We start from the raw sequence: 23,254 nt of genomic DNA, 5'->3' as shown, positions 1-23,254 counted from the left end.
TTGATTTCGGTACGCTCCAACCCATCTGAGTTTTTATTTACAGCAAGGCAAAAGGAAATCACATGATTGCCCAGGAACTGGAAGTCAGCTTGCACATGGCCTTTGTCGAGGCACGGCAGCAGCGCCACGAGTTCATCACCGTAGAGCACTTGTTGCTCGCTTTGCTGGACAACCCGAGCGCCGCAGAAGTTTTGCGAGCCTGCTCGGCAAACGTCGACGACCTGCGCGCGTCGCTCACCAACTTCATCAAGGACAACACCCCGCAGGTGGCTGGTACCGACGATGTCGACACGCAGCCCACACTGGGTTTCCAACGCGTGATTCAGCGCGCGATCATGCACGTGCAATCCACCGGCAACGGCAAGAAGGAAGTCACCGGCGCCAACGTGCTGGTTGCGATCTTCGGCGAGAAGGATTCGCACGCCGTGTACTACTTGCACCAGCAAGGCGTCACGCGCCTCGACGTCGTGAATTTCATCGCTCATGGCATTAAAAAGAGCGATCCGCCGGAAGCCGCCAAGGGCGCGGGCGAATCGTCTTCGAGCGAGAGCGAAGAGGGCGGGAGTGAAAAGAACGAGAAGGCTTCGCCACTCGAACAGTTCACTCAGAATCTGAATCAGTTGGCCAAGGAAGGCAAGATCGATCCGCTGATCGGCCGCGAGTACGAGGTCGAGCGCGTGATCCAGATCCTGTGCCGCCGGCGCAAGAACAATCCGCTGTTGGTCGGTGAAGCCGGCGTCGGCAAGACCGCGATTGCCGAAGGCCTCGCCTGGCGCATTACCCAGAACGAAGTGCCAGAGATCCTGGCCGAAGCTCAGGTTTATTCGCTCGACATGGGTGCATTGTTGGCGGGCACCAAGTACCGCGGTGACTTCGAGCAACGCCTGAAGGGCGTGCTCAAGTCGCTCAAGGACAAGCCAAATGCGATTCTCTTCATCGACGAGATCCACACCCTCATCGGTGCAGGCGCTGCGTCGGGCGGCACGCTTGATGCCTCCAACCTGCTGAAGCCGGCGCTTTCGAGCGGCCAGCTGAAGTGCATTGGTGCAACCACCTTCACCGAATACCGTGGCATCTTCGAGAAGGACGCGGCCCTGTCGCGGCGCTTCCAGAAGGTCGACGTGGTCGAGCCGACCGTGCAGGAAACAGTCGACATCCTGAAGGGCTTGAAATCTCGCTTCGAAGAGCATCACGGCGTCAAGTACGCGGTGGCGGCTCTGCAAGCTGCGGCTGAATTGAGCGCGAAGTACATCAACGACCGTCATTTGCCTGACAAGGCGATCGACGTCATCGATGAAGCGGGCGCGGCCCAGCGCATCTTGCCGCCGAGCAAGCGCAAGAAGACCATCACCAAGACCGAAGTCGAAGACATCGTCGCGAAGATTGCGCGCATTCCGCCTGCCAATGTCAGCAATGACGATCGCGGCAAGCTGCAGACCATCGAGCGCGACCTGAAGAGTGTCGTGTTCGGTCAGGACAAGGCACTAGAAGTGCTGGCATCCGCGGTCAAGATGGCGCGCTCCGGCCTCGGCCGTGCAGACAAGCCGATCGGCTCGTTCCTGTTCAGCGGTCCCACCGGCGTCGGCAAAACCGAAGCCGCCAAGCAGCTCGCCTACATCATGGGCATCGAGCTGATTCGCTTCGACATGTCGGAGTACATGGAACGTCATGCGGTGAGCCGCCTGATCGGTGCGCCTCCGGGCTATGTCGGGTTCGACCAAGGCGGTCTGCTGACCGAAGCTGTTACCAAGAAGCCGCACTCTGTGCTGTTGCTCGACGAAATCGAGAAAGCCCATCCGGACATCTACAACGTGCTGCTGCAGGTCATGGACCATGGCACGCTGACCGACAACAACGGGCGCAAGGCCGACTTCCGCAACGTGATCATCGTGATGACCACCAATGCGGGCGCAGAGACCATGAACAAGGCGACCATCGGCTTCACCAACCCGCGTCAAGCGGGAGATGAGATGGCCGACATCAAGCGACTGTTCACGCCGGAGTTCCGCAATCGTCTGGATGCGACCGTCAGCTTCAAGGCCCTGGATGAAATCGTCATCCTGCGCGTAGTGGACAAGTTCTTGCTGCAACTCGAGCAGCAGCTGACCGAGAAGAAGGTCGACGTCACTTTCAGCGATGCGTTGCGCAAGCACCTCGCGAAGAAGGGCTTCGATCCGTTGATGGGCGCTCGCCCCATGCAGCGCTTGATCCAGGACACGATCCGTCGCGCGCTGGCCGACGAATTGCTCTTCGGACGCCTGATCGACGGCGGCCGTCTGTCGGTCGACGTCGATGACAAGGGCGAAGTGCTGCTCGACATTCAGCCGTTGTCGAAGAAGGAAGGCAAATCCAAGCCCGAAGCGGAAGAGACTGCAGCGGGTTGACTCTGACACGTTGACTTGACGTTGTACGCGGCCCTCGTGGTCGCGTCGCCTCCAAAGGCCGGTAGCATGCGCTCCCGGCCTTTGTCGTTTCTGCCTTTGCGGTTTCTGCCTTGGTCCCTTCTTCGTTTGTGTTCTTCCGGCTCCATTTTTTGACCGCTCGTTCTTGGCCCGCATCTTTTGATCCTCCCCGAACTCAGCCAGGAATGGAAAACCGGCCTCTCTTTCGCATGGAGCGGCTACATCGCGGTGTTGTCGATCTGGATCGTGATGCAAAAGCGCGCGCCGGTGTCGACGATGAGCTGGATACTGTCGCTCGCACTGCTGCCGTTCGCGGGCTTCGTCATCTATTACTTTCTCGGGCCGCAGCGGCTCAAGAAGCAACGCCTCAAGCGTCTGCGAATCCGTGCCAGTGCCAACGCCACGGCCGACCTCGCCTTGCTTCGCGAAGCACGCCAGCACGCCCCGCCTGCGTTACGGCAAATGGCCGGACTGGGCACGGCGACATGCGGCCTGCCGGTGTCGAGCGCCACCGATGTCGAGTTGCTGTCTGGCGGTGCGCGCACCTTCGATGCCATCTTCGAAGCCATTCGCAACGCGCGCGATCATGTGCACCTCGAGTACTACATCTTCGAGCCCGACACCATCGGCACCGCCCTGCGCGATCTCCTCGTGCACAAGGCGCAGCAAGGTGTCGTGGTGCGGCTGTTGCTCGACGCTTTGGGCTCCAAGCGCATCGGCCACAAGTTCATGGCACCGATGCACGCGGCGGGCGTCAAGGTCGCGCTCTTTCATGACACGCGCATCGGCCGACGTTTGCGTCCGGTAATCAACTACCGCACCCACCGCAAAATCGTCGTCTGCGACGGCTTTACCGGTTTCACCGGCGGCGTGAATATCACCGACGAGGAAGACAAGCGTACCCGCGCAGACGCATACCACGACGTGCATTTGCGTATCGAGGGCAGTGCGGTGCGCTGGCTGCAAACCACGTTTCTCGAAGACTGGACCTACGCGACCGGCGAAGATCCGCGTGACATGGACGACACCCTGCCGCACTTGCTACCGCGCGCCGAGGCAGGCGATATTCCGGTGCAAATCGTGACCAGTGGGCCCGACAGCCCATTGGAGGCGATCCATCGCATGCATGTGTCTGCGATTAATTCGGCAAACGAGCGCGCATGGCTTACGACGCCGTACTTCGTGCCGGGCGAGCCGGCGCTCATGGCGTTGACGAGCGCTGCGCTGCGCGGTGTCGATGTGCGCCTGCTGGTGCCTCGGCGCAGCGATAGTTTGGTGGTCAGCGCGGCGGCGCGCTCGTACTTCGACGAGTTGATCGCCGCCGGCGTCAAGGTGTGGGAGTACAAGGCGCGCATGCTGCACTCGAAGACCCTTCTGGTCGACGACAACTGCGCGATGATCGGCACCGCCAACTTCGACAATCGCAGCTTTCGCCTCAACTTCGAAGTGATGGCCGTGGTCTATGGCCCGGCGCTCGCCAAGCCGCTGGCTGCGCAGTTCGAAACCGATCTGCACAGTTCTGCTGCGGTGCGTGCCCGCCGCCATCAGACTTTCCATGGCCGCCTCTGGGAAGCTGTCGCTCGTCTTTTTTCACCGTTGCTCTGACATGTCCCACACCTTTCTTTGGCACGACTACGAAACTTTCGGTGCCGTACCACGGCGCGACCGGCCATCGCAGTTTGCAGCGATTCGCACCGACGCGGAGCTGAATGAAATTGGCGAGCCGCTCATGATCTATTGCAAGCCGGCGCCCGACTATTTGCCGAGTCCCGAGGCCTGCCTGATCACCGGCATCACGCCGCAGTTGTGCCTCGAGCGCGGCATTGCCGAGCACGAATTTGCGGCGCAGATCGAACGTGCCTTTGCGCAACCCGGTACCGTTGGCGTCGGCTACAACACCATCCGCTTCGACGACGAAGTCACCCGCTTCATGTTCTGGCGGAACCTGATCGATCCGTACGCCCGCGAGTGGCAAAACGACTGCGGCAGATGGGATTTGCTCGACGTGGTTCGCCTTACCTGGGCGTTGCGCCCGGACGGCATCGAGTGGCCGAAGAAAGAAGACGGCAAGCCCAGCTTCAAGCTGGGCGACCTGGCACGCGCTAACGGGCTGCTGCACGAGGCTGCGCACGATGCGCTGTCCGACGTGCGGGCGACCATCGCGCTGGCGCGCCTGATTCGCGACAAGCAGCCCAAGCTCTTCGAGTTCGCCTTCAGCCTGCACAAGAAGGACCGCGTCGCGCGTGAGCTCGGCCTGCCGTCTACGCGTGATACGGCAAAGCCCTTCCTGCACGTGTCGGGCATGTTCCCAACCGAGCGCGGATGCCTGGCCGTCATGTGGCCGCTCGCGAGCCATCCGACGAACAAGAACGAACTGATCGCCTGGGATCTTGCATACGATCCTGCCGAGTTGCGCGATCTGGATGTCGAAACGTTGCGATTGCGCCTGTTCACGCGCACTGCAGACTTGCCGGAAGGCGTGGTGAGACTGCCGGTCAAGGGCATCCATCTCAACAAGTCGCCGATGGTCGTGGGCGCGATTCGCACACTGTCACCTGCGATGGCCGAACGCTGGGGCATCGACCTCGAAGCGGCTTCGCGCAACGCCGAGATCGCACGCGGCTTGCCCGACATGAGCGCGATCTGGCCACAGGTCTATGCGCGGCCCAAAGAGGCGACTCCTGACGTCGATGAAGACCTGTACGGCGGCTTTGTTGGCGATGCGGACCGTCGTCGTTTGCTGCGCGTGCGCGGCCTGTCTCCGGCCGACCTCGCGCGCGAGCGCGTCGGCTTCGACGACGCGCGGCTCGAAGAGATCGTGTTCCGCTACCGCGCGCGCAACTGGCCCGAGACACTGACAGCCGAAGAAACCGAGCGTTGGGAAGCGCATCGCGCGGCGCGGTTGCTCGAAGGCGAGGGCGGCGCCCGCAGCGTCGACATGCTCTTTACCGAGATCGATGCCTTGTCGGAAAGTGCAGACGAGCGTGGCGAAGAACTGCTCGGTGCGTTGTACGAGTACGCCGAGGCGATCGTGCCGGAGCGTTAGTCAACAGGGAACGTAGTGGTGTCGATCCGTCGCCCGCTACACGCAGCAGTCCGACGCCTTCACTACCAGTCTGCACGTTTGTGTCGAAGATTCACATGTGGCTAGACCTTTGGGCCCCGCTTCAGAAGTAGAGCATTTGGCTGCGTGACATTCTGCGCGACGCGTGCCTTTGTGTTACTTGAAACCTATCGGAACCTTTTTTTCGCATCTCTGATTTCGGCCCGGCGTTCGACGATGGCGGCATGACAACCTTAGTCCACATCGTTCTGCTGCTCGTCGCGATGACTTTCACGTTGTGCGTGATGGTCGCCTGACGTCCGTGCCTGTCTCCATCTCCAGAGGTGCTCCATGAAACGCAGCCTGATTCAACTCGACCACGGTCTTTCCAAGCTGACCATACTTCCATCCAATAACGTGGTGATCGGCCGCGACTCTGTGTGTGACGTGGTCGTGTACGACGAGCGCGTCAGTCGTCAGCATGTGCGCATCGCCATGTCGCGGTACACGTCCGGCATCCTCGATCTGTCGAGCCGCAACGGCTTGTACGTGAACGGCTTCAAGGTCAAGGCCGGTCAGCTGCGGCATCTCGATGTCATCCGGATTGGCAACACGCGCTTCAGGTTCTTCGAGACTGCGCCGGTCGGACCAGACTCCGCGCTGGCGTTGATGCAAAGCACCTGACGATCACTTGCCGGAGTGATCTGCGGGATGGCCTTGGCGTCTCTCTTTCAGCTGTCCGCATCGGGCTCGGCCGCATGGCTGGGCGCCAGCCGGTAACCCTGCCCATAGATGGTCTGGAGCTGCAACCCGTTGGTTTCCAGCGAAAGTTTGCGGCGCACCTTGAAGATCTGATTGTCCAGAATTCGCGTGCTGCTGGAGCGCGCGTCCTGGTTGGTCGCCTCCAGCAAATAGAAGCGCGAGACGACCCGTCCCAGGTTGCGAAACAGGGCGATCGCCAAACTGAATTCACGTTCGCTCAACGTAAAAAGCTGCGGAGGCAAACCGGCACGGATTACGGTAGCGCTCTCGTGGAAAAACTTCCATTCGCCGATCGTTTCCACCCAGCCTTTTGCGGTTTCCTGCGGCGTGCGAAAACGTTTGACGCGCGCGACCAACTCGATCGGCCTGAAAGGTTTGATCACATAGTCATTGGCGCCTGCGCTGAGTGCCTCGGCCACATCCCGCTCGGCACCGCGGGCGCTGAGCATGATGACCGGTACGGTCAATCGGCGGTAGTCGCGCAGCCATCGCAAGAGTTCCAGCCCATCCAGCCCCGGCACGTTCCAGTCGAGGATCAGCAGGTCGAACGAATCGGTTCGCAGCGCCGTCCGGAGCATCTCGCCGTCGGTGAACTGCTCGCAGCTCGTGTTTTCGTAACCGGCCACAGTCATCGTCTCCAGGGTGGCGACCAGCAATTGCATTTGCGGCAATTCATCTTCAAGCAAGGCGATACGCATCATTTCTCCCAAGTTTCTCTCTAGATTCTTGTCGAATTGCAACATCCAAATCTACCAAAATCTCCCAACGCGGTAAGAGTTCTGGTAAGCCTGTTCATGATCTGTGACCTTTTAAACAAAATGTAAAAAACAACTGTTCAATACTTTCGAATCCTCGCGTTTGCAATGCGGAAAAAGCAAACCAAAGGAATCATCCGGTGCATGAACATCGCTATCGTTGGACCCCGCCCTTCAGCAATCATTCAAGAAATGTTGTCGAAAGTATCAAGCGAAGCCGAGATTTTTTCTTCGCTCGCAGATCTGTCGAAAGCCATGAAGTGGGGCGCCGTGGTCGACCTCGTCGTACTAGGCCTTGGCGAGCAGGCTACGTCGATTGAGGAAGTCGAAATGGCGCACGACAGCCTCGGCGCCAGCATTCCACTGCTTGCAGTGGTCATGCCCAACGCAATAAACGACATACAACGAAGCGACCACAAAGAGTTCTTCGATTTTCTGGTGCGACCTTTTTCCGATGAGGAATTGGTGGCCCGTATTCAATTGCTTTACAGCAGGTTGGTCTTTAGTCGCAAAGGCGACGAAATAGAAGATGCACTGGAAGTCGGGCCCTACCGATTCGATGCTTCGGTGTTCACCATTCATATGGGCCACCACGAAGTTCATCTCCAACCAAAGCGATTTCGGCTAGCGCGTCTGTTGTTCAGTCGAATTGGCCGCACGGTATCGCGTCGTGAAATTTACGAGGCGATATGGCCACGAATGACCAATTCACGTGTGGTCGATACAGCCATTGCTCAATTGCGTAGCGCACTGGAACTCAAAGGCGAGCATGGTTTCGTTCTTCGATCGGTACACGGAACAGGCTATTGCCTGATCGATAAAACACAACTCTGGAAACCACCCGCGAGCGACAGAATATACGTCCAGCCGTTGATTGGCACGTCCTATGCGGAGGCTGCACAATGATTGAAAAAGGCGCTGGCCCGGTGGCGGCAGTATGGAGTGAAAACGCATTGGAACGCGCCCGGCTGCGACGCTTGCTTGCAGCAAATTGCTGTGCATCGCTGGCCTACGACTCGGCGGCGGGCCTCCTGAAATTGCTTGCGAGCGGCAAGGCGTTGTCGATGATTGTCATCGGGGAAACCCTTGCCGGTGCGTCTGAAAGCGCCGATCGCATCCGGCTACTCGTCAATCCGCGGACAGCGTTGATGGTGGTCAACAAGGCGAGTTATTTGCCCTCGGGCGGGTTCGCGCAAAACCCGGCATTGCGCGTGCTGGATGAAAAAGCCATTCAGGCCAAGGTCAAGCAAGTGCTGGCCAAGGTCAGGGCAGGCGGCAGCATCGCTCCCTCGCCGCTGTCGTTCGGCAACTACGAGTTTCGGCCGCCCGGTCAGGTCTTCGTCGAGAACGAATTGAAGTCCCTGAGCGACAGCGCCTTCAGCGTCGCGCTCACGTTCTTTCGCAACCAGAACACCCCGTTGTCCGAGGCGCGTCTCGACATGTCTTCCTGGGATGAAATCCCTGCGCTGATGGGTGGCCCGCCCGAGACCATGACGGATCACCTGCGCAAGCATCTCGAACTCGATGGCCGGCACGGCTTCAACCTGCAGAGTCTTTTGCGATCGGGCTATGTGCTGACCTCCGGGCAAGGTCGAGCGCCGCAAAGAACAGCTGCCCACTGAGGGTTCACCGAGGTTCGCGGGGCGGTCGCTGAACAGCCCCGCCGCTGTGAGCACTTGCGCGTCCTCGTATGCTCCGCCGCATGGATGACATCGCCGCCGCAGCCCCGGTATCTGCACTTGCCGCACTTGCTGATTTCGCCACGCGTCACCGTCGGCTCTTCGTGTTGAGCGGCGCCGGTTGCAGCACCGAATCGGGCATTCCCGACTACCGCGACGAGAAGGGCGACTGGAAGCGGCCCTCGCCCGTCACCTATCAGGCCTTCATGGGCGAAGAGGCGACGCGCAAACGCTACTGGGCGCGCAGCTTGATCGGCTGGCCAACCATGGCGCTGGCCACGCCTGGACCAGCCCATCGTGCACTGGCGCAACTCGAAGCATCCGGTCGCGTCGAACTCCTCCTCACGCAAAACGTCGATGGGCTGCACGACGCGGCGGGCACCCGCAACATCATTGACCTGCACGGCCGTATCGACACCGTTCGCTGCATGGCTTGCGAGACGCGCTCGCCACGCTCCGAACTCCAGATCGAACTACGCCGTCGCAACCCTGCATGGGCAACGCTCGAAGCGCGCGCCGCACCCGATGGCGACGCCGACATCGAAGGCCACGACTTCTCATCGTTCGACGTGCCGCCGTGTTCCGTCTGCGGCGGCATGCTCAAACCCGATGTGGTGTTCTTCGGTGAGGGCGTCCCTCGCGATCGTGTCACCGCGGCTTTCGCAGCCCTAAGCAAAGCCGACGCCATGCTCGTCACCGGATCGTCGCTGATGGTGTATTCGGGCTTCAGGTTCGTGCAGGCGGCGGTGGCTGCCGGCAAGCCGGTAGCAGCGGTCAATCTTGGTCGTACCCGCGCGGACGATTTTTTTACGCTGAAGGTCGAGTTACCGGTCGGGGAAACGCTTTCGGCACTGGTTCAGGCACTCAGGCACCGCGCGACGGCATGAAAGATGTCGCCTCCGCGCGACCTTTCACATGCAGACGTGCAGTCGATGCTGGCGTCTCCGCCAGCAGCTTGCCTTTCTTGAACACTTTGAGCCGCGTGGCGCGCAGCCTTATCGCTTCGACAGCATCTCGGGCCTGCAGCAACACGAAGCTGGCATCGCAACCGGCATCGAGCCCGTAGCCGTCGAGGTGCATCACCTTCGCAGCGTTGGTGGTCACCGCTTCGAAGCACGCGCGAATGCCGGCCTGGCTCGTCATCTGCGCCACGTGCAGGCCCATGTGCGCGACCTCGAGCATGTCGCCCGAGCCCATGCCGTACCACGGGTCCATCACGCAGTCGTGGCCGAAGGCGACGTTGACGCCCGCAGCCATCAGCTCCGGCACGCGTGTCATGCCGCGGCGCTTGGGGTAGGTGTCGTGGCGGCCCTGGAGCGTGATGTTGATGAGCGGGTTGGCGATCACGCTGACGCCGCTCCCGGCGATCAACGGGAGCAGCTTGCTGACGTAGTAGTTGTCCATGCTGTGCATCGACGTGCAGTGCGATCCGTTGACGCGGCCTTGCAGGCCCAGTCGTTGCGCCTCATACGCTAGCGTCTCGATATGGCGCGACAGCGGGTCGTCCGATTCGTCGCAATGCATGTCGACCAGCTTGCCGCGCTCGGCTGCGATCTCGCACAGCAGCTTCACGCTCGCAGCGCCTTCGGCCATCGTTCGCTCGAAATGCGGAATGCCGCCGACCACGTCGACGCCCTTGTCGAGCGCACGCTTCAGGCTGTCGACGCCGCCGGCCGCACGCAGCACACCGTCCTGCGGGAACGCCACGAGCTGCAAGTCGATGTACGGCGCGACCAGGCGCTTCACTTCGAGCAGCGCGTCGACTGCGAGCAGGCTCGGGTCGCTCGTGTCGACATGCGTACGAATCGCGAGCAAGCCCTTGGCGATGGCCCAGTCGCAATAGGCGAGGGCACGTTCGATCAAGGCTTCGGCCTTGAGCAACGGCTTGAGCTCACCCCACAACGCGATACCTTCAAGCAGCATGCCGCTTTCGTTGACGCGCGGCAAGCCGTAGCTGAGCGTGGCATCCATATGGAAGTGCGGATCGACGAAGTGCGGTGCGACGAGCATCCCCTGGGCGTCTATGGTTTCGTGCGCAGGCGCATCGAACCCCTTAGTCACTTCAACGATGCGGCCGTGCTGCACGGCGATCGACATGTCGGTGCGACCGTCGGGCAGGGTGGCGTGGGTGACGATAAGGTCGAGCATGGTCGGCGAACCCGCTGAGTCGAGGGGCGAGCCTTATTTCGTGCCAAAAATTCTGTCGCCCGCGTCACCCAGGCCCGGCAGGATGTAGCCGTGGTCGTTGAGCTCGCGGTCGATCGCTGCGGTGTAGATCGGCACGTCAGGGTGTGCGGTCTGCAGCGCCTTGACGCCTTCCGGGCAAGTCAGCAGGCAAACAAATTTGATCGACTTCGGGCTCAGTTCCTTCAGTCGATCGACGGCGGCGATCGCGGAGTTGCCGGTGGCCAGCATCGGGTCGACCACGATGATGTCGCGGTCCTGCATTTCGCTCGGCATCTTGAAGTAGTACTCGACGGCGGTCAGTGTCTTGGGGTCGCGGTACAAGCCGATGTGGCCGACACGTGCGCCAGGCACCACGGTGAGCATGCCTTCGAGGATGCCGTTTCCGGCTCGCAGGATCGACACCAGCACGAGCTTCTTGCCGTCGATGACCTTGGTCGTCATGGTTTCGAGCGGCGTCTCGATCTCGATGTCCTGCATCGGCATGTCGCGCGTCACCTCGTAGGCCATCAGCATGCTCAGCTCGTTGAGCAGGCGGCGAAAGCTGTTGGTCGAAGCGTCTTTGCGACGCATCAAAGAGAGCTTGTGCTGGACGAGGGGATGGTCGACGAGGTGAACGTTGCTCATGGAGGGGCGGAGGCTTTCCGTGTTCTTGCGTTGCAAAAGAGAGGGCTGAAGATCGCCCTTCTTTTAGCAGGTGTCAAGCAAGAGCCAAGCCAACGCCCGGTCGACCCCAGACCGCTGCCACTCGGTCGTTTGTTGGCAGGGTCAGGCTTGTCGTTGCGTCGCTTATGCTGCGGCGGCGCTTATGCCAGTGTGCCCAGTTTGGCCGCCGTGATCGGCATGCACCACGGTGAACAGGCCCACGTCCACGCGGCCGGTTCTAAATCCGGCTTCGCAGTAGCACAGGTAGTACTCCCAGAGGCGCTTGAACGAGGCGTCGAAGCCCAGCGCCTCGATCGACGGCCACGCCCGAAGGAACCGGGTGCGCCACTCCGCCAGCGTGGTGCCGTAGCTGGCGCCGAAAGACACTGCTGTTTCAAGCCGCATGCCGACTTGCGCCGCCTGTGTCTTCATGGCACTGACCGAGGGCAACATGCCGCCTGGAAAGATGAAACGCTGGATGAAATCGGTACCGCGCCGGTAGTGATCGAAGTAGTCGTCGGCAATGGTGATGACCTGCAGCACTGCCGAACCGGCGGGCCGTAGTCGCTGGCGCAGCGTCTCGAAGTAAACAGGCCAGTAACGCTCGCCAACGGCTTCGAGCATCTCGATGGAAACGATGCGGTCGTATTCGCCTTGCACATCGCGATAGTCCTGCAGCCGCAGGTCGACGGCCTGCGTCAAACCTTCGTCGGCGACTCGTTTGTTGGCGTGGGCCAGTTGCTCGGTGGAAAGGGTCAGGCCGGTCACGCTGGCGCGATGCTTGCGGGCCAGCGCCAAAGCCAGCGCGCCCCAACCGCAGCCGATTTCGAGCACCTTGCCATCGTCGGGCACGTCGAGCAGCGACACGATGTGGTCCAGCTTTGCAGCCTGCGCTTCTTCGAGCGATTCGTCGCCCGTGGCGTACAGGGCGCTGGAATAGAGCATGTCAGGATCGAGCCACTGGGCGTAAAAGTCGTTGCCCATGTCGTAGTGGAACGAGATGTTTTGGCGGCTGCCCCGCCGCGAGTTGGCGTGCATCAGGTGAAACAGCCGCGTGAGCCAACGCGCCGGCAGCGAGGCCTCGAGCGCACGACCCCAATTTGCCTCGTTGCAAATCCCGAATTCGAGCAGCGCGGTGAGGTCTGTGGTCGACCAGTCGCCATCGCGGTACGACTCGGCCAGGCCCAGGTCGCCCTGCAGCAGCAAACGCACCAGTGGGCGCCAGCGATGCAGTCGTATCGAAGCTTGCGGGCCCGGCACAGTTCCCCGGCCTTCGATGCGCTCGCCACCGGGTAGCTCGACGCTGAGCGTGCCACAGCGCACGTCGCGCAACAGTCGTGTCAGCAGCCGGCGCATCGGCCAGCCTCCGAGCGACGACAGGGTAGAGGCAACGCCGCTGCGCGGTTCTTCGGTTTGGAGGCTGTTTGGCGGAGAAGAAGGTGTGCTCATGATTCTTCGGCTTTGGTAACGGTCACCGACCGGGTCGGTGCGGGCGGCCGAACGTGCAACCGCACGCCCTTGACCCAGAGGCGCAATGCCTCCCAGTGGATGGCGCCCACGACCTTCAGCGTGAGCAAGGGATGCGAAAAGAATGCCAGCAACAAGGCGGCATCGTTCAGTACGCGGCGATGTGCGTCGAGCCGTGCGAACAACATCGGGCCGTCGGCATCGCTCGCGGTGATGTCAAGGCGCATTTCAGGCTGGTCGACGTGAGGCGCTTGCACGCGAAAGCCGTAGTCCATCTGCAAGCCGAGGAAGGGCGAGACGTGAAACTCCTTGGCGCAGTGCTGGTCGATCGGCACGCCCTGGGTGCTCAGGGCGCGCTGGTCCTTGTCCACCTCGATCAGGTAACTGTGGCGTTCGCCGAACGTGTTGTTCACTTCGTAGAGGATCGCTTGCAACTCGCCATCGGGTAGGTGGCAGAAGTAAACGCTGAGCGGGTTGAAGGCGTACCCGAGGATGCGCGGCATGCTCAGAAGGCGGATGGGGCCACCCGCGAGCAGGCCCGCGGCGGTCAACTGCTCATCGACCCGCTGGCGCAGGTTGTGGCCGTTGCCGTCCTTGCCCTTGCGCGCGCCATAGTCGGCTTCATGCAGGCTGAACAGGTTGAAACGATTCAGGGAAAAAAAGCGCAGCCGTTGCGCCAGCTCCGGCAGTTCGTCGAGGTCGATCAACAGCGAGAAAACACGGTAGGCAAGCCGGTGGCGCGCGGGTCGCATCCGTTGGTGCATGACGCGTCCAGGGTAGAGCGCGGACTGCTGCAGTGTCGTGTTCATGCGGTTTGACCATCCGTTGCTGCTTCGGCCATCGCAGGTCGAAGCACAGTCTTCAGCCGGATGCGATCGGACTCGTTGGCGACCGTCCATGGCCGACGCACGCCGCCTATCGCCTCGGCCACCGCCAAGCCGGACTGCAGCCCGTCTTCGTGGAACCCCGAGCCAAAGTACGCACCGCAGAACCAGGTGCGGTTGTGACCCTGAAGCGACCACAGCTGGTCTTGCGCGCGGATCGCGGCGGCATCGAACATCGGATGCTCGTAGGTCTCGCTGCGAATCAGGTGTTCGGGGCGGGGCTCTTGCATGGGATTGAGTGTCAGGAACAGCGGCGTGTGGTCTGGGATCCCCTGCAGCCGGTTCATCCAGTAGGTCACGCACAAGGCATCGGGGCGGGTGCGATCGGCCGCGTAATTCCAGCTCGACCACACTGCGCGGCGTTGCGGCATCAGGGCTGGGTCGCTGTGCAACACGGCGCGGTTGCGGCTGTAGCCGAAAGCACCGAGTACACGCGATTCCTCGGCGTGCGCATCCGGCAGCAGTCGCAGCGCCTGGTCGGCGTGCGTGGCGATCACGACCTGGTCGAAACGCTCGGGCGCCCAGCCGGCTTCGGTGCAGACATGCACGCCCTCGGCGCTGCGCCGGATTTCGATGGCGGCGTTGTCCAGTCGCAAACGATCGCCCATTCCCTTGGTGAGCTGCTCGACGTAGCGGCGGCTGCCGCCTTCTACGGTGCGCCAGGCCGGCCGGTTGGTGAGCTTGAGCAGATGATGGTTTTCGCAGAACCGCACGAAAGCCTCGGTCGGATATTCGCCGATGCGTGCGGCCGACGTCGACCAGATAGCGGCCGCCATCGGATACAGATGGTCGTCGCGAAACGCCCTGCCGTAGCCCTGCATGTCGAGGTACTGGTCGAGCGGCATCAAACCGGCGCTGGCGGCGTGCGCCGGTGCCTGACGATAGAACCGCACCAGGTCGCGCAGCATCGACCAGAAGCGCAGGCTGACCAGGTTGCGCTTTTGCGCGAACACGCCGCCCAGGCCGGTGCCCGAGTACTCGAGCGCACCGTCGTCCAGGCTCACCGCGAAAGACATCTCTGAGGGTTTGGTCTCGACGCCGAGGTGCGCGAACAGCGCCGTCAGGTTGGGGTAGGCCGGCTCGTTGTAGACGATGAATCCCGTGTCGACAGCGATCATCGCGCCAGCACCACCTTGCGTGGATTGCACATCGACCGTATTGCTGTGCCCGCCGGGCCGGGTGTCGGCCTCGAAGACGGTCACGCGGTGCTTTTGCGACAGCAGCCACGCCGCGGACAGACCCGAGATGCCACTGCCGATGACAGCGATATCGAGTGCCGCACCTGTGTGGGCGGGGGGCGGCGCGCGCATCGTAGGCGCAGCGGCGATCGACATCGTTTGCATACTGGGGCTCCTGGAATGCCTGAGGCCAGGTCTGAGGACAGGGCTTGAAGGCAATACGCGGCAGTTGGCCATTTGGATCACGGCATTTGTAATTCGACGTGATCTAATTCCCCGGCCGGGCCGTATGGAGTGATATGAGCCCCGCACCACAGTCCACGGCAGCCGCCTTGCTGGCCCAGCCAGCCACGGCTGCCCGCCTGTCGGTCGTTACGTTGAAACAACCACGGGGAGCGATGCCGACAAGCGAAGAACTGAACGCCCTGGTGCAGGCCATAGCGGCCGCGGGCGACCGGCAAGCTTTTGCTGCCCTGTTCAAGCATTTCGCGCCGCGCGTGAAGGCATTCCTGATGCGGTCGGGTACGGCAGAGGGTCTGGCAGAAGAGCTGGTGCAGGAGACCATGATTTCGGTGTGGCGCAAGGCCGCCATGTTCAATCCGGCTCAGGCTGCGGTGTCGACCTGGATCTTCACCATAGCGCGCAACCTGCGAGTCGACCACTTCCGGCGCCAAGGTCAGCGCGAGGTGCAAGGCGACGGCACCGAAGCCGACGACATGCCCGACACGGCCCCCGCACTTGAAGACCAGGTGCGGACCGGCCGGCGCGAAAAGGGCGTTCGCGAGGCGATGTGCAAATTGTCGCCAGAGCAGGCGCAAATCGTGCGCCTGTCGTTCTACGAAGAGCATCCTCATTCCCGCATTGCGCTCGAGCTGGGCATTCCACTCGGCACCGTCAAGTCGCGCGTGCGGCTTGCCGTCAACCACCTGCGTCGATTGCTCGACGGCCTCGAACCATGATGAACCACCACCCGGACGATGACTTCTTGCTGGCCCTTGCGGCGGGCAATCTCGATAACGGCCCTTCGCTGGTCGTGTCCAGCCACGTCGAGGGCTGCGTGCACTGCCAGGAGCGCATTCGCGTGCTCGAAACGATCGGCGGCGACATGCTCGAGGCGCTTGACCCTGCAGTGCTTGCAACCGACGCGCTGACGAAGGCCCTGGCTGCCATCGACGCACCATCGCCGCCGGCGTTCCAACCGCCGACAGCGGTGGGGCTTCGCGCCGAATTGCCAGTTGGCATGAAGTGGCCACGGTCACTCCACGGCTGCACGACCACCCGCTGGCGTTGGCTTGGCCCCGGCATGCGCTGGAGCCGCGTGACCCTGCCTTACGACCGGGCTGCCAACGTGTTCTTGTTGCGCATAGGCGCAGGTAAAAAACTGCCGATGCACAGCCACAGTGAAGTCGAATTGACGCAGGTGCTGTACGGCACCTTCCATGATGGCCGGGCACTGTTCGGGCCGGGTGATTTCGACGAGGCCGATGGGTCCATCCTTCATCAGCCGGTGGTTCTCGCCGATGGCGAGTGCATCTGCCTGGCATCGGTGCGCGGCAAGGTGATGTTCGAAGGTGCGATCGCCCGCTGGTTCGGCGGGCTGGTCGGGATGTAAAAAAACCGCTGCGTTGCAGCGGTTTTTTTTAGCTCCAGCGAAATCAGCGGCGGCCGATGAAATCGCTGATCCACCCGGTAATCCAGCAGGCTGCTGCGGCCGACACGGCAGTCACGAAAGTCCCCCAGCACAGGTCGGCCATGGTGACCTGTACGGGCCAGTTTTTCAGCGTCGCCTGGTTGGTGAGGTCGTAGGTCGCATAGGCCACCAGCCCAAGCAAGGCGCCCGAGCCGAGCGCCGACAGCCAAGCCCGGCCGTTGACCGATGGCGCCACGCAGAAGAACACGACACCCACGATGTAGATCAGGTAGAACGCAACCGCCGGTGCCGGTGAAAAGCGCTCCAGCATCATGTTGCCGAGAGCCGGCCGATAGAGCCGGTCGGCCATGGTGGTGAGCCAGATGGCATCGAGCCCCAGAAAGATGATGGCCGTGATGGGGTAGGCGATGAGGAAGTTTCGAATGGACATGGTGGGTGGTTCTCCTGCAACCGTTACGACGCCTGGCCGACCATGGATCACTCCAGACGCAATGCTTGCGCCACTTTTACTTCAGCCGGTAGCTGAGCTTGCGGCCGCCGTCGACAGTCGAGTCGAGACCGATCCAGTCGCCGGCGGCTGAGTACCAGACGTCGATCGGATTCGTTGCGCCCGTGATGCGCCACCGCGTCGCCATGGTCGATTGCCCGCGCACATCGATCTCGCCGCTACCGACGCGTGTGATCTGCACTTTTTCAGGCTTGCCGGTCTGCGCGTTGAGCAGTCGTGTCTGCGTCTGCAGGGCCGGATTCCAATAGGCGAAGCTCATCACGCAGCCCGGCACGGGCAGGCCCGTCGCGTTATCCGCGAAGACCATGAGCCCTTCGCTTCCAGAGCTGCCATCCCCTTCGGTTTGAGTGCGCACGCGCATGATCTTGCCATCGTCATCGGTCTTCGAGACGAGGTCGGTCAAGCAGTTGCCGCGCCATTTCTCGACGACTTTGTGCTGGTAGCGGTAAGCCGATATGCCGATGAATCTGACGTCGAAGTTCGCCTCTCCGACAACTCGCCGCTCATCGCCGGAACCGGTCACATTGAAGCGGTGTTCCCCAATGGGTTTGTCGTTCAGCGAGGCAACGAAATTCCATTCGCCGGTCGGTGCTGTCGCCGCATGGCTCGGTGCCGTTGCCAGCAGTCCGAACGACAGCGACAGCGCCAGCGTTTTGCCGGCATGGGCAGCATGCAGCGCTTTCATGGCGTACCTTTGCGCGGCGGGCCCGGCACGAATGCGTTGGTCCGCTCGACGTATTCACGGTACTTAGGTCGGCGCTCAGCAATGTCTTTTTCGAGCAGCGTCACGCCGGACACCTTGAGCAGCAGTACCGTCATGAGCAGCGGCGAAACGACGCTCCACGCGCCGCCCCAACCTGCAGCGGACAGCGCCATCAGCCACAGTCCCCACCAGACGCATGCCTCGCCGAAGTAGTTGGGGTGTCTGGTATAGCGCCACAGGCCGCGGTCCATGACCTGTCCTTTGTGGGCGGGGTCGGACTTGAACGTGGCCATCTGCTGGTCACCGATGGCCTCGAAAACGACGCCGAAGATCGCGATCGCCATGCCCGCCCCATCGAGCAAGCCGAGCGGGTTCGATGCAACAACGCCAACGGTCGTTCCCGCGACTACGCCCACGAACAACGGAGCCGAGACGATCCACGCGAGCACCACCTGCAAAGCGAAGATGAGGTACAGGCTTTTGAACCCGAAGTTCGGCTGGTTGCGGGCGCGGATTTCCTGATAGCGGCGATCTTCCCCGTGCCCCCAATTGCGTACCGTGATGAACAGACTGAGGCGCAATGCCCACGCGACCGCGACGGCGATCATGCAAACGCTTCGAACGCCCGGCGCCGGCGTCAGCACGAAGTAAACGCACCCCGCGCCTGCGATCAAGATCGGCCACATGCGGTCGACCAGACTCACGTCGGTGCGCGACAGGCTCACCAGCCAGGTCAACACTGCCAGCACGGCGGTAACGCCCAATCCAGTCAAGGCTATCGGCCACATTGCAATCACATCACGCATGAGCAGTCTCCGGAATATCGGTGTGTACGACGGCCTCGACGATCACGCCATCGAATCGCATCGACAACCAGACCAGCAGTGGCATCAGCAAGGCCCAGCCAATGACCAGTTCGGCCACGGCCGGCGTGGCATGAATGAACGATGCGCCGCCAAGCCGCACGCCCGACGCAAAAGAGGCTGGGCCGGCAATAGCGCCGAGCACGGCGGCCAACCACAAACGCGGGCGCAGCCAGCGCAACGTCACGTTCAACTGGATCGCGAACAAGCCCCAAAGACCGATCATCCAATAGGGCGGCAGATGGGCCAACGGTTGTCCCGACGGATAGCCGATGTTGCCCAGCGCGACATGAATCGTCTCCGATGCAAAGCCGATCAGGCAAACCAGCGCAACGAGTGCAGCCTCCTGCGCAGGTCGCGAGGAAACAGCGATGTGCCATGCGATCACCGCGAGCCCGCATGCCAATCCCCAGAGCGGCCGGTCGTGCGCGGCACCGAGTACTGCCGCGAACCAGCCGATCTGCGCCAACACCACGTTCGCGAGTTGCATGAGGCGCGTTGGTTGCGCGGGAGCGACTGTCACGCGCGCTTCTCGAACAGATAGTGGCTGACCCACCACCGCTGGCCGTCGTCGTAACCGAACAGCTCTTCGACCGACATGAAGAACAGGCGCCACCGCGTCCACCACACGTTGGCTTCACCACCATAGGTGCTCTCGAACAGCGGCATCAGTTCGCTGCGGTGAGCGTCCATGTTGCGCAGCCACGCTGCCGACGTGCGCTGGTAGTGCGTGCCGTTCCAGCGCCAGCGTCGCAGCAGGCGCAAGTCGTCCTGGCAGTGCAATGCAAGGTCGTCGCTGGGCATCATGCCGCCAGAGAAAAAGTGCTTGCTCATCCAGTCGCTGGCATCGCGCTCGACGAAGGGATAGGGCGCGTCGCGGTGCGCGAACACGTGCATGAAGAAGCGGCCGCCTGGCCTCAACCATGAGGCGACGTTGGCGAATGCGCGCGGCCAGTTCCGCAGATGCTCGAACATCTCGATCGACACGATGCGGTCGAACTGCTCGTCGCTGCTGAAGACGTTGAAGTCGCGGGTGAGCACTCGAACGTTGGTCAGCCCGCGCCGCGTCGCTTCGGATTCGATGTACTCGCGCTGGGAGCTGGAATTCGACAGTGCGGTGATCTGGCTGCCGGGATAGCGCTGGGCCATGAAGAGCGTCAGCGAACCCCAGCCGCAACCGAGTTCCAGCACCTGCTGCCCATCTTTCAGGCCAGCGCGTTCGCATGTTGCGTTGAGCGAGGCCGCCTCGGCCGCTTCGAGCGTGTCGACGCCGTCGGGCCAATAGCAACCGCTGTATTTACGATGCTTGCCGAGTACGGCGCCGAAGAACGCGGCCGGCACTTCGTAGTGCTGCTCGTTGGCCTTTTCGGGCAGAGGCGCCAGTTCAGCACTGCGCATTGTTGCGAGAAAATCGTTGGTCTGGTCAGACGTGGATTCGGTGTCGGCGCTTTCCAGCTCGACCACCCGCGCTTTCAATAGGCGGCGGATGCCTGCCCGCACGACTCGGTCTGGCACGTAGCCCTGTTCGACCCAATGGATCGCGGTGGCAGTGTTTTGCGACATGTGCGCTTTTTTCTCCGGGCACACGATGTGTGTGATTCCAGAGCTGTTACGCAGCCCGATGCCGTTTGGATCTGCAGGTCGAATTCGTCCCTAGAAGACGGTGCCGTCGCTCTCGATCATCAGTGGCGGTGCGCCGTTGCGCAGGCGCTGCGCCGATGCGCGGCCCGCTGCCCACGTGCCGCCTTCGAGCACGCACGCCAGCGGCATATCTTCTTCCGTGCGGTTCAGCAACTTGCGCATACGCGGTGCCAGTTCATCGAGCAGCGCCACCGTGAGCGCGCGCCACTCCACGATGAACTCGTCGCCGACCTTCCAGCTGCGTTCGAGAAACGCCGGATCCTTCGGCACGATGACCTGACTGTCGATCAGCAGGCCGCCGTTGCGGTATTCGGGCAGTGCGGTCAGCGTCTCCAGATGCCGCACCTTGACGCCGGCCCACGCAAACGGCTCCAGCAATGAATAGGTCAGCCATTGCGAAAGCTTGTGAAACGGCATCCATCCATTGGTCAAGCCGGGGCCGATCACTGCGCTGTGGCGCCAGCAATCGCCGAGCGCCAATGCCCGGTCGCTGGAGGCAAAGCCGCCGACGTTGTCGCTGCCGTCGGCGGCCAGGCTGTCGATGGCGTTGGATGCCGGCCAGATGCCCGACAACGAATCGAGCAACAGCGACAGAATCTCGTGCGCCGTGACCTCGGCCGTCGGTGGCGCGGCGGGGCCGTACGGGCCGACCAGCGCGTCGAACAGTCCACCGGGCCGGCCGCTATCGCCGAACACCTCGGGCTGCTCGGTCATCGCCTCGCCGAGCCTGCGCAACAGCATCGCGCGCCCGGCAAGGCCGATCAGCGGATTTGCTTCGCTCACTTGCAATGCGTCGCCGAGACGGTCTGTGACGAGTGCCTTCAGACCGGCCGCGTCGGCCTGCAGCGGACGGTCGGGATCCGATGAAAACAGGCCGCTGGTGAACGCATGAAAGCTCGCCACGGCCAAGCCCTCTGAGCGCGAGAAGCTCTGCCCTTCTTCGTCGCCGAAGGCCGTTTCGATATAGCGCCAATCGGGCCCGGCGCCGGCGTCGAGCAACACGCTGACCAACGCCAGATCGATCTGCGCGCGGGCACGTTCACGGGATGTCGCGGCTTCGCCCAACAGGGTGTTCAACTCGGCCAGCCGGTCGACGCCACCGGCCTCGAAATGGCGCCAGCGGCTGTGGTACGGAATCGTGTCCCACGGGTATCGTTCGAGCGTTACTTCTGCCACGGCCCGTGCCGCATCTTCGATGGTGCTGTCGTTGCCGATGGTGAACCACGCCGACTCGCCGCGCCGCGCGCGTGCCAACAAGGCGGCCGAGCGTTCGCGGACAGCCGCCGTGGTGCGCAACAGCGCCGCAGCGCCCGCCGCATGACTGCTGTCGTCGGTCAGCTCGACGATCGGATCGACATGGCCTTCCGCGTCCGCACTTCGAACGGCTGCGTTGTGTGTCGGCCGCTCGGGGTCGACGCCATAGTTGTCGCGGCTCATTGCGCGAGCCCCCGACCTTTGGCCTGCTTCAGCTCATCGGCATTGGGCACATGGCCTGGTGTGAAGTAGCCGGCGGCTTTCTTGGCGTCCATCTCGACCTTCGCGTCGGCCGGGATCAGGTCGTCCGGAATGTTGACTCGCTCGCCGATCTCGATGCCGGAGCCGGTGATGGCGTCGTACTTGAGATTGCTCATCGAAACCAGCCGGTGAATCTTCCGGATGCCGAGCCAGTGGAAGACATCGGGCATCAGCTCCTGAAAGCGCATGTCCTGTACGCCGGCCACGCATTCCGTCCGCGCGAAATACTGGTCTGCCGTGTCGCCGCCGACCTGGCGCTTGCGCGCGTTGTAGACCAAGAACTTGGTGACCTCGCCCAATGCCCGGCCCTCCTTGCGTGAGTACGCCACCAGCCCGACGCCGCCCCGTTGCGCGCCCTGAATGCATTCCTCGATGGCATGGGTCAAATACGGTCGGCAGGTGCAGATGTCGGAGCCGAACACGTCGGAGCCGTTGCACTCGTCGTGGATGCGCGCGGTGAGTTCGACCTCCGGATTCGCCAGGTCGCGCGGGTTGCCGAAGATGTAGAGCGTCTGTCCGCCGATGGGTGGCAAGAACACTTCAAGATCGGAGCGCGTGACCAGCTCGGGGTACATGCCGCCGGTCTCTTCGAACAGCGTGCGGCGCAGATCGGTTTCGCTGCAACCGAAGCGCCTGGCAACGTCTGGCAAAAACCAGACGGGCTCGATCGCCGCCTTGGTCACCATCGCGGCACCGCCGGCGGTCAGGAACTTGCCGTCGGCCTTGAGGCGTCCGCTTTGCAGCGCCTCGATTACCTCCGGCAGGATGACGTGGGCCTGCGTGATCGCGATGGTCGGACGAATGTCGTAGCCGGCCGCGAGCTCGCCCGAAAACACATCGGCCACCAGCGCGCCCCAAGGGTCAAGCGAGACGATCTTGCCGGGCTCGCTCCACTGCGGGTAGGGGCCGATGAGGTCTGTCGGCGCGGTGTTGGTCAGGTCGGCGCGATGCTCGCGCTTGAGTGCGCCGGCCGCGACGGCGAGCGCGCGATACACGCTGTACGAGCCGCTGTGGGTGCCGATGACGTTGCGGTGCGCGCGCGAGGTCGTGGTGCCGACGACCGGACCGCGTTCGGCCGCGCTGGCCGCTGCCCAATGGATGGGCAGCGCGCCGAAGCCGCCACTGTGCGAGGTGAGCCGGATGTGGCGTTGAGCTGGTGCTGCAGGGACGGCCGGCAGCGGTGAGGGCAAGGCGCCGCCAACGGGGATGTCGACGGAAACTGCAATGTCGGGCGAAAGAGAAAACATCAGCGACGGAGGACCGGAAACAGCGGACGCAGCGGGAACAAGAGAAGGAATCGAAACGGCATCAACAGACATTGCAAGCCCTCAAAAACATCAATGTAGCGACCCCCTTGTGAACTGGCAAGCCAGC

The 23,254-nt window shown here is 62.4% G+C and carries 22 protein-coding genes; 9 read left to right on the top strand and 13 right to left on the bottom strand.

Annotated elements, in window-relative coordinates; genetic code table 11:
• Positions 1-62: 62 nt before the first annotated feature.
• The 4 genes from clpA (at position 63) to H7F36_RS18510 (ending at position 6,129) form a co-directional block, all read left to right on the top strand.
• Positions 63-2,384 (top strand): ATP-dependent Clp protease ATP-binding subunit ClpA, encoded by a 2,322-nt coding sequence (gene clpA, locus H7F36_RS18525; RefSeq protein ID WP_187052172.1) that lies wholly within the window; start codon positions 63-65, stop codon positions 2,382-2,384.
• Positions 2,385-2,561: 177 nt separating this feature from the next.
• A complete protein-coding gene (gene cls, locus H7F36_RS18520) occupies positions 2,562-4,007 on the top strand; it encodes a cardiolipin synthase (protein ID WP_187052171.1) in 1,446 nt (481 codons plus the stop codon).
• 1 nt (position 4,008) lies between these two features.
• Positions 4,009-5,448 carry an exodeoxyribonuclease I gene (sbcB, locus tag H7F36_RS18515; RefSeq protein WP_187052170.1) on the top strand — a complete coding sequence of 480 codons (1,440 nt, stop codon included), beginning with the start codon at positions 4,009-4,011 and terminating at the stop codon, positions 5,446-5,448.
• Between the two features lie 348 nt (positions 5,449-5,796).
• Positions 5,797-6,129 carry an FHA domain-containing protein gene (locus H7F36_RS18510; protein WP_187052169.1) on the top strand — a complete coding sequence of 111 codons (333 nt, stop codon included), beginning with the start codon at positions 5,797-5,799 and terminating at the stop codon, positions 6,127-6,129.
• 47 nt (positions 6,130-6,176) lie between these two features.
• On the opposite strand, the gene H7F36_RS18505 is transcribed toward H7F36_RS18510, so the two are convergent.
• Entirely contained in the window at positions 6,177-6,908 is a 732-nt protein-coding gene (locus tag H7F36_RS18505; protein WP_187052168.1) for a response regulator transcription factor, read from the bottom strand.
• Between the two features lie 198 nt (positions 6,909-7,106).
• Here H7F36_RS18505 and H7F36_RS18500 point away from each other — a divergent pair, with 198 nt between their 5' ends.
• The 3 genes from H7F36_RS18500 (at position 7,107) to H7F36_RS18490 (ending at position 9,528) form a co-directional block, all read left to right on the top strand.
• Positions 7,107-7,868 carry a winged helix-turn-helix domain-containing protein gene (locus H7F36_RS18500; protein ID WP_187052167.1) on the top strand — a complete coding sequence of 254 codons (762 nt, stop codon included), beginning with the start codon at positions 7,107-7,109 and terminating at the stop codon, positions 7,866-7,868.
• A complete protein-coding gene (locus H7F36_RS18495) occupies positions 7,865-8,584 on the top strand; it encodes a hypothetical protein (protein WP_187052166.1) in 720 nt (239 codons plus the stop codon). The genes H7F36_RS18500 and H7F36_RS18495 overlap by 4 nt, the downstream gene beginning before the upstream one ends.
• An 80-nt stretch (positions 8,585-8,664) precedes the next feature.
• Positions 8,665-9,528: an NAD-dependent protein deacetylase gene (locus H7F36_RS18490; RefSeq protein WP_222620402.1), complete on the top strand. Its 864-nt coding sequence runs from the start codon at positions 8,665-8,667 to the stop codon at positions 9,526-9,528.
• Here the strand turns inward: H7F36_RS18490 and H7F36_RS18485 are convergent.
• From H7F36_RS18485 to H7F36_RS18465, 5 genes are all read right to left on the bottom strand, one after another.
• The gene (locus tag H7F36_RS18485) at positions 9,506-10,789 is read right to left on the bottom strand and encodes an amidohydrolase family protein (RefSeq protein WP_187052164.1); all 1,284 of its coding nucleotides are present in this window, start codon (positions 10,787-10,789) and stop codon (positions 9,506-9,508) included. The two genes, H7F36_RS18490 and H7F36_RS18485, sit on opposite strands and share 23 nt — an antisense overlap.
• Before the next feature lie 33 nt (positions 10,790-10,822).
• Complete coding sequence (gene upp, locus H7F36_RS18480; RefSeq protein ID WP_187052163.1) at positions 10,823-11,452, bottom strand: uracil phosphoribosyltransferase; 630 nt, start codon at positions 11,450-11,452, stop codon at positions 10,823-10,825.
• Positions 11,453-11,614: 162 nt separating this feature from the next.
• Positions 11,615-12,919: an SAM-dependent methyltransferase gene (locus H7F36_RS18475; RefSeq protein WP_187052162.1), complete on the bottom strand. Its 1,305-nt coding sequence runs from the start codon at positions 12,917-12,919 to the stop codon at positions 11,615-11,617.
• Positions 12,916-13,746: a DUF1365 domain-containing protein gene (locus H7F36_RS18470; RefSeq protein WP_187052161.1), complete on the bottom strand. Its 831-nt coding sequence runs from the start codon at positions 13,744-13,746 to the stop codon at positions 12,916-12,918. Before H7F36_RS18470 ends, H7F36_RS18475 begins: the two co-directional genes overlap by 4 nt.
• Complete coding sequence (locus tag H7F36_RS18465; protein WP_410003043.1) at positions 13,743-15,164, bottom strand: NAD(P)/FAD-dependent oxidoreductase; 1,422 nt, start codon at positions 15,162-15,164, stop codon at positions 13,743-13,745. Before H7F36_RS18465 ends, H7F36_RS18470 begins: the two co-directional genes overlap by 4 nt.
• 134 nt (positions 15,165-15,298) lie before the next feature.
• Between H7F36_RS18465 and H7F36_RS18460 the strand changes: the two genes are divergently transcribed.
• Positions 15,299-15,958: a sigma-70 family RNA polymerase sigma factor gene (locus tag H7F36_RS18460; RefSeq protein ID WP_261802377.1), complete on the top strand. Its 660-nt coding sequence runs from the start codon at positions 15,299-15,301 to the stop codon at positions 15,956-15,958.
• Entirely contained in the window at positions 15,955-16,611 is a 657-nt protein-coding gene (locus H7F36_RS18455) for a ChrR family anti-sigma-E factor (protein ID WP_187052160.1), read from the top strand. Before H7F36_RS18460 ends, H7F36_RS18455 begins: the two co-directional genes overlap by 4 nt.
• Before the next feature lie 43 nt (positions 16,612-16,654).
• Here H7F36_RS18455 and H7F36_RS18450 read toward each other — a convergent pair whose 3' ends face one another.
• The 7 genes from H7F36_RS18450 to H7F36_RS18420 all read right to left on the bottom strand — a co-directional run bounded on the left by H7F36_RS18450 (position 16,655) and on the right by H7F36_RS18420 (position 23,199).
• Positions 16,655-17,080: a DUF2177 family protein gene (locus H7F36_RS18450; protein ID WP_222620401.1), complete on the bottom strand. Its 426-nt coding sequence runs from the start codon at positions 17,078-17,080 to the stop codon at positions 16,655-16,657.
• Positions 17,081-17,156: 76 nt separating this feature from the next.
• Positions 17,157-17,843: a DUF6134 family protein gene (locus tag H7F36_RS18445; RefSeq protein WP_187052159.1), complete on the bottom strand. Its 687-nt coding sequence runs from the start codon at positions 17,841-17,843 to the stop codon at positions 17,157-17,159.
• Positions 17,840-18,667, bottom strand: coding sequence for a DUF1295 domain-containing protein (locus tag H7F36_RS18440; RefSeq protein ID WP_222620400.1), 828 nt, complete (start codon positions 18,665-18,667; stop codon positions 17,840-17,842). Before H7F36_RS18440 ends, H7F36_RS18445 begins: the two co-directional genes overlap by 4 nt.
• Positions 18,660-19,214 (bottom strand): DUF2878 domain-containing protein, encoded by a 555-nt coding sequence (locus H7F36_RS18435; RefSeq protein ID WP_187052158.1) that lies wholly within the window; start codon positions 19,212-19,214, stop codon positions 18,660-18,662. The genes H7F36_RS18440 and H7F36_RS18435 overlap by 8 nt, the downstream gene beginning before the upstream one ends.
• A gap of 29 nt (positions 19,215-19,243) precedes the next feature.
• Positions 19,244-20,287, bottom strand: coding sequence for an SAM-dependent methyltransferase (locus tag H7F36_RS18430; RefSeq protein ID WP_187052157.1), 1,044 nt, complete (start codon positions 20,285-20,287; stop codon positions 19,244-19,246).
• Between the two features lie 90 nt (positions 20,288-20,377).
• Positions 20,378-21,802 carry a URC4/urg3 family protein gene (locus tag H7F36_RS18425; RefSeq protein ID WP_187052156.1) on the bottom strand — a complete coding sequence of 475 codons (1,425 nt, stop codon included), beginning with the start codon at positions 21,800-21,802 and terminating at the stop codon, positions 20,378-20,380.
• On the bottom strand, positions 21,799-23,199 hold the full coding sequence (locus H7F36_RS18420; RefSeq protein WP_222620399.1) for a GTP cyclohydrolase II: 1,401 nt from the start codon (positions 23,197-23,199) through the stop codon (positions 21,799-21,801). Before H7F36_RS18420 ends, H7F36_RS18425 begins: the two co-directional genes overlap by 4 nt.
• Positions 23,200-23,254 lie beyond the last annotated feature (55 nt).

This window comes from Variovorax sp. PAMC28562, assembly GCF_014303735.1.
Taxonomy (GTDB): domain Bacteria; phylum Pseudomonadota; class Gammaproteobacteria; order Burkholderiales; family Burkholderiaceae_C; genus Variovorax.
The sequence above is the reverse complement of the archived record's forward strand: the minus strand, read 5'-3'. Positions and strand labels throughout refer to the sequence as shown.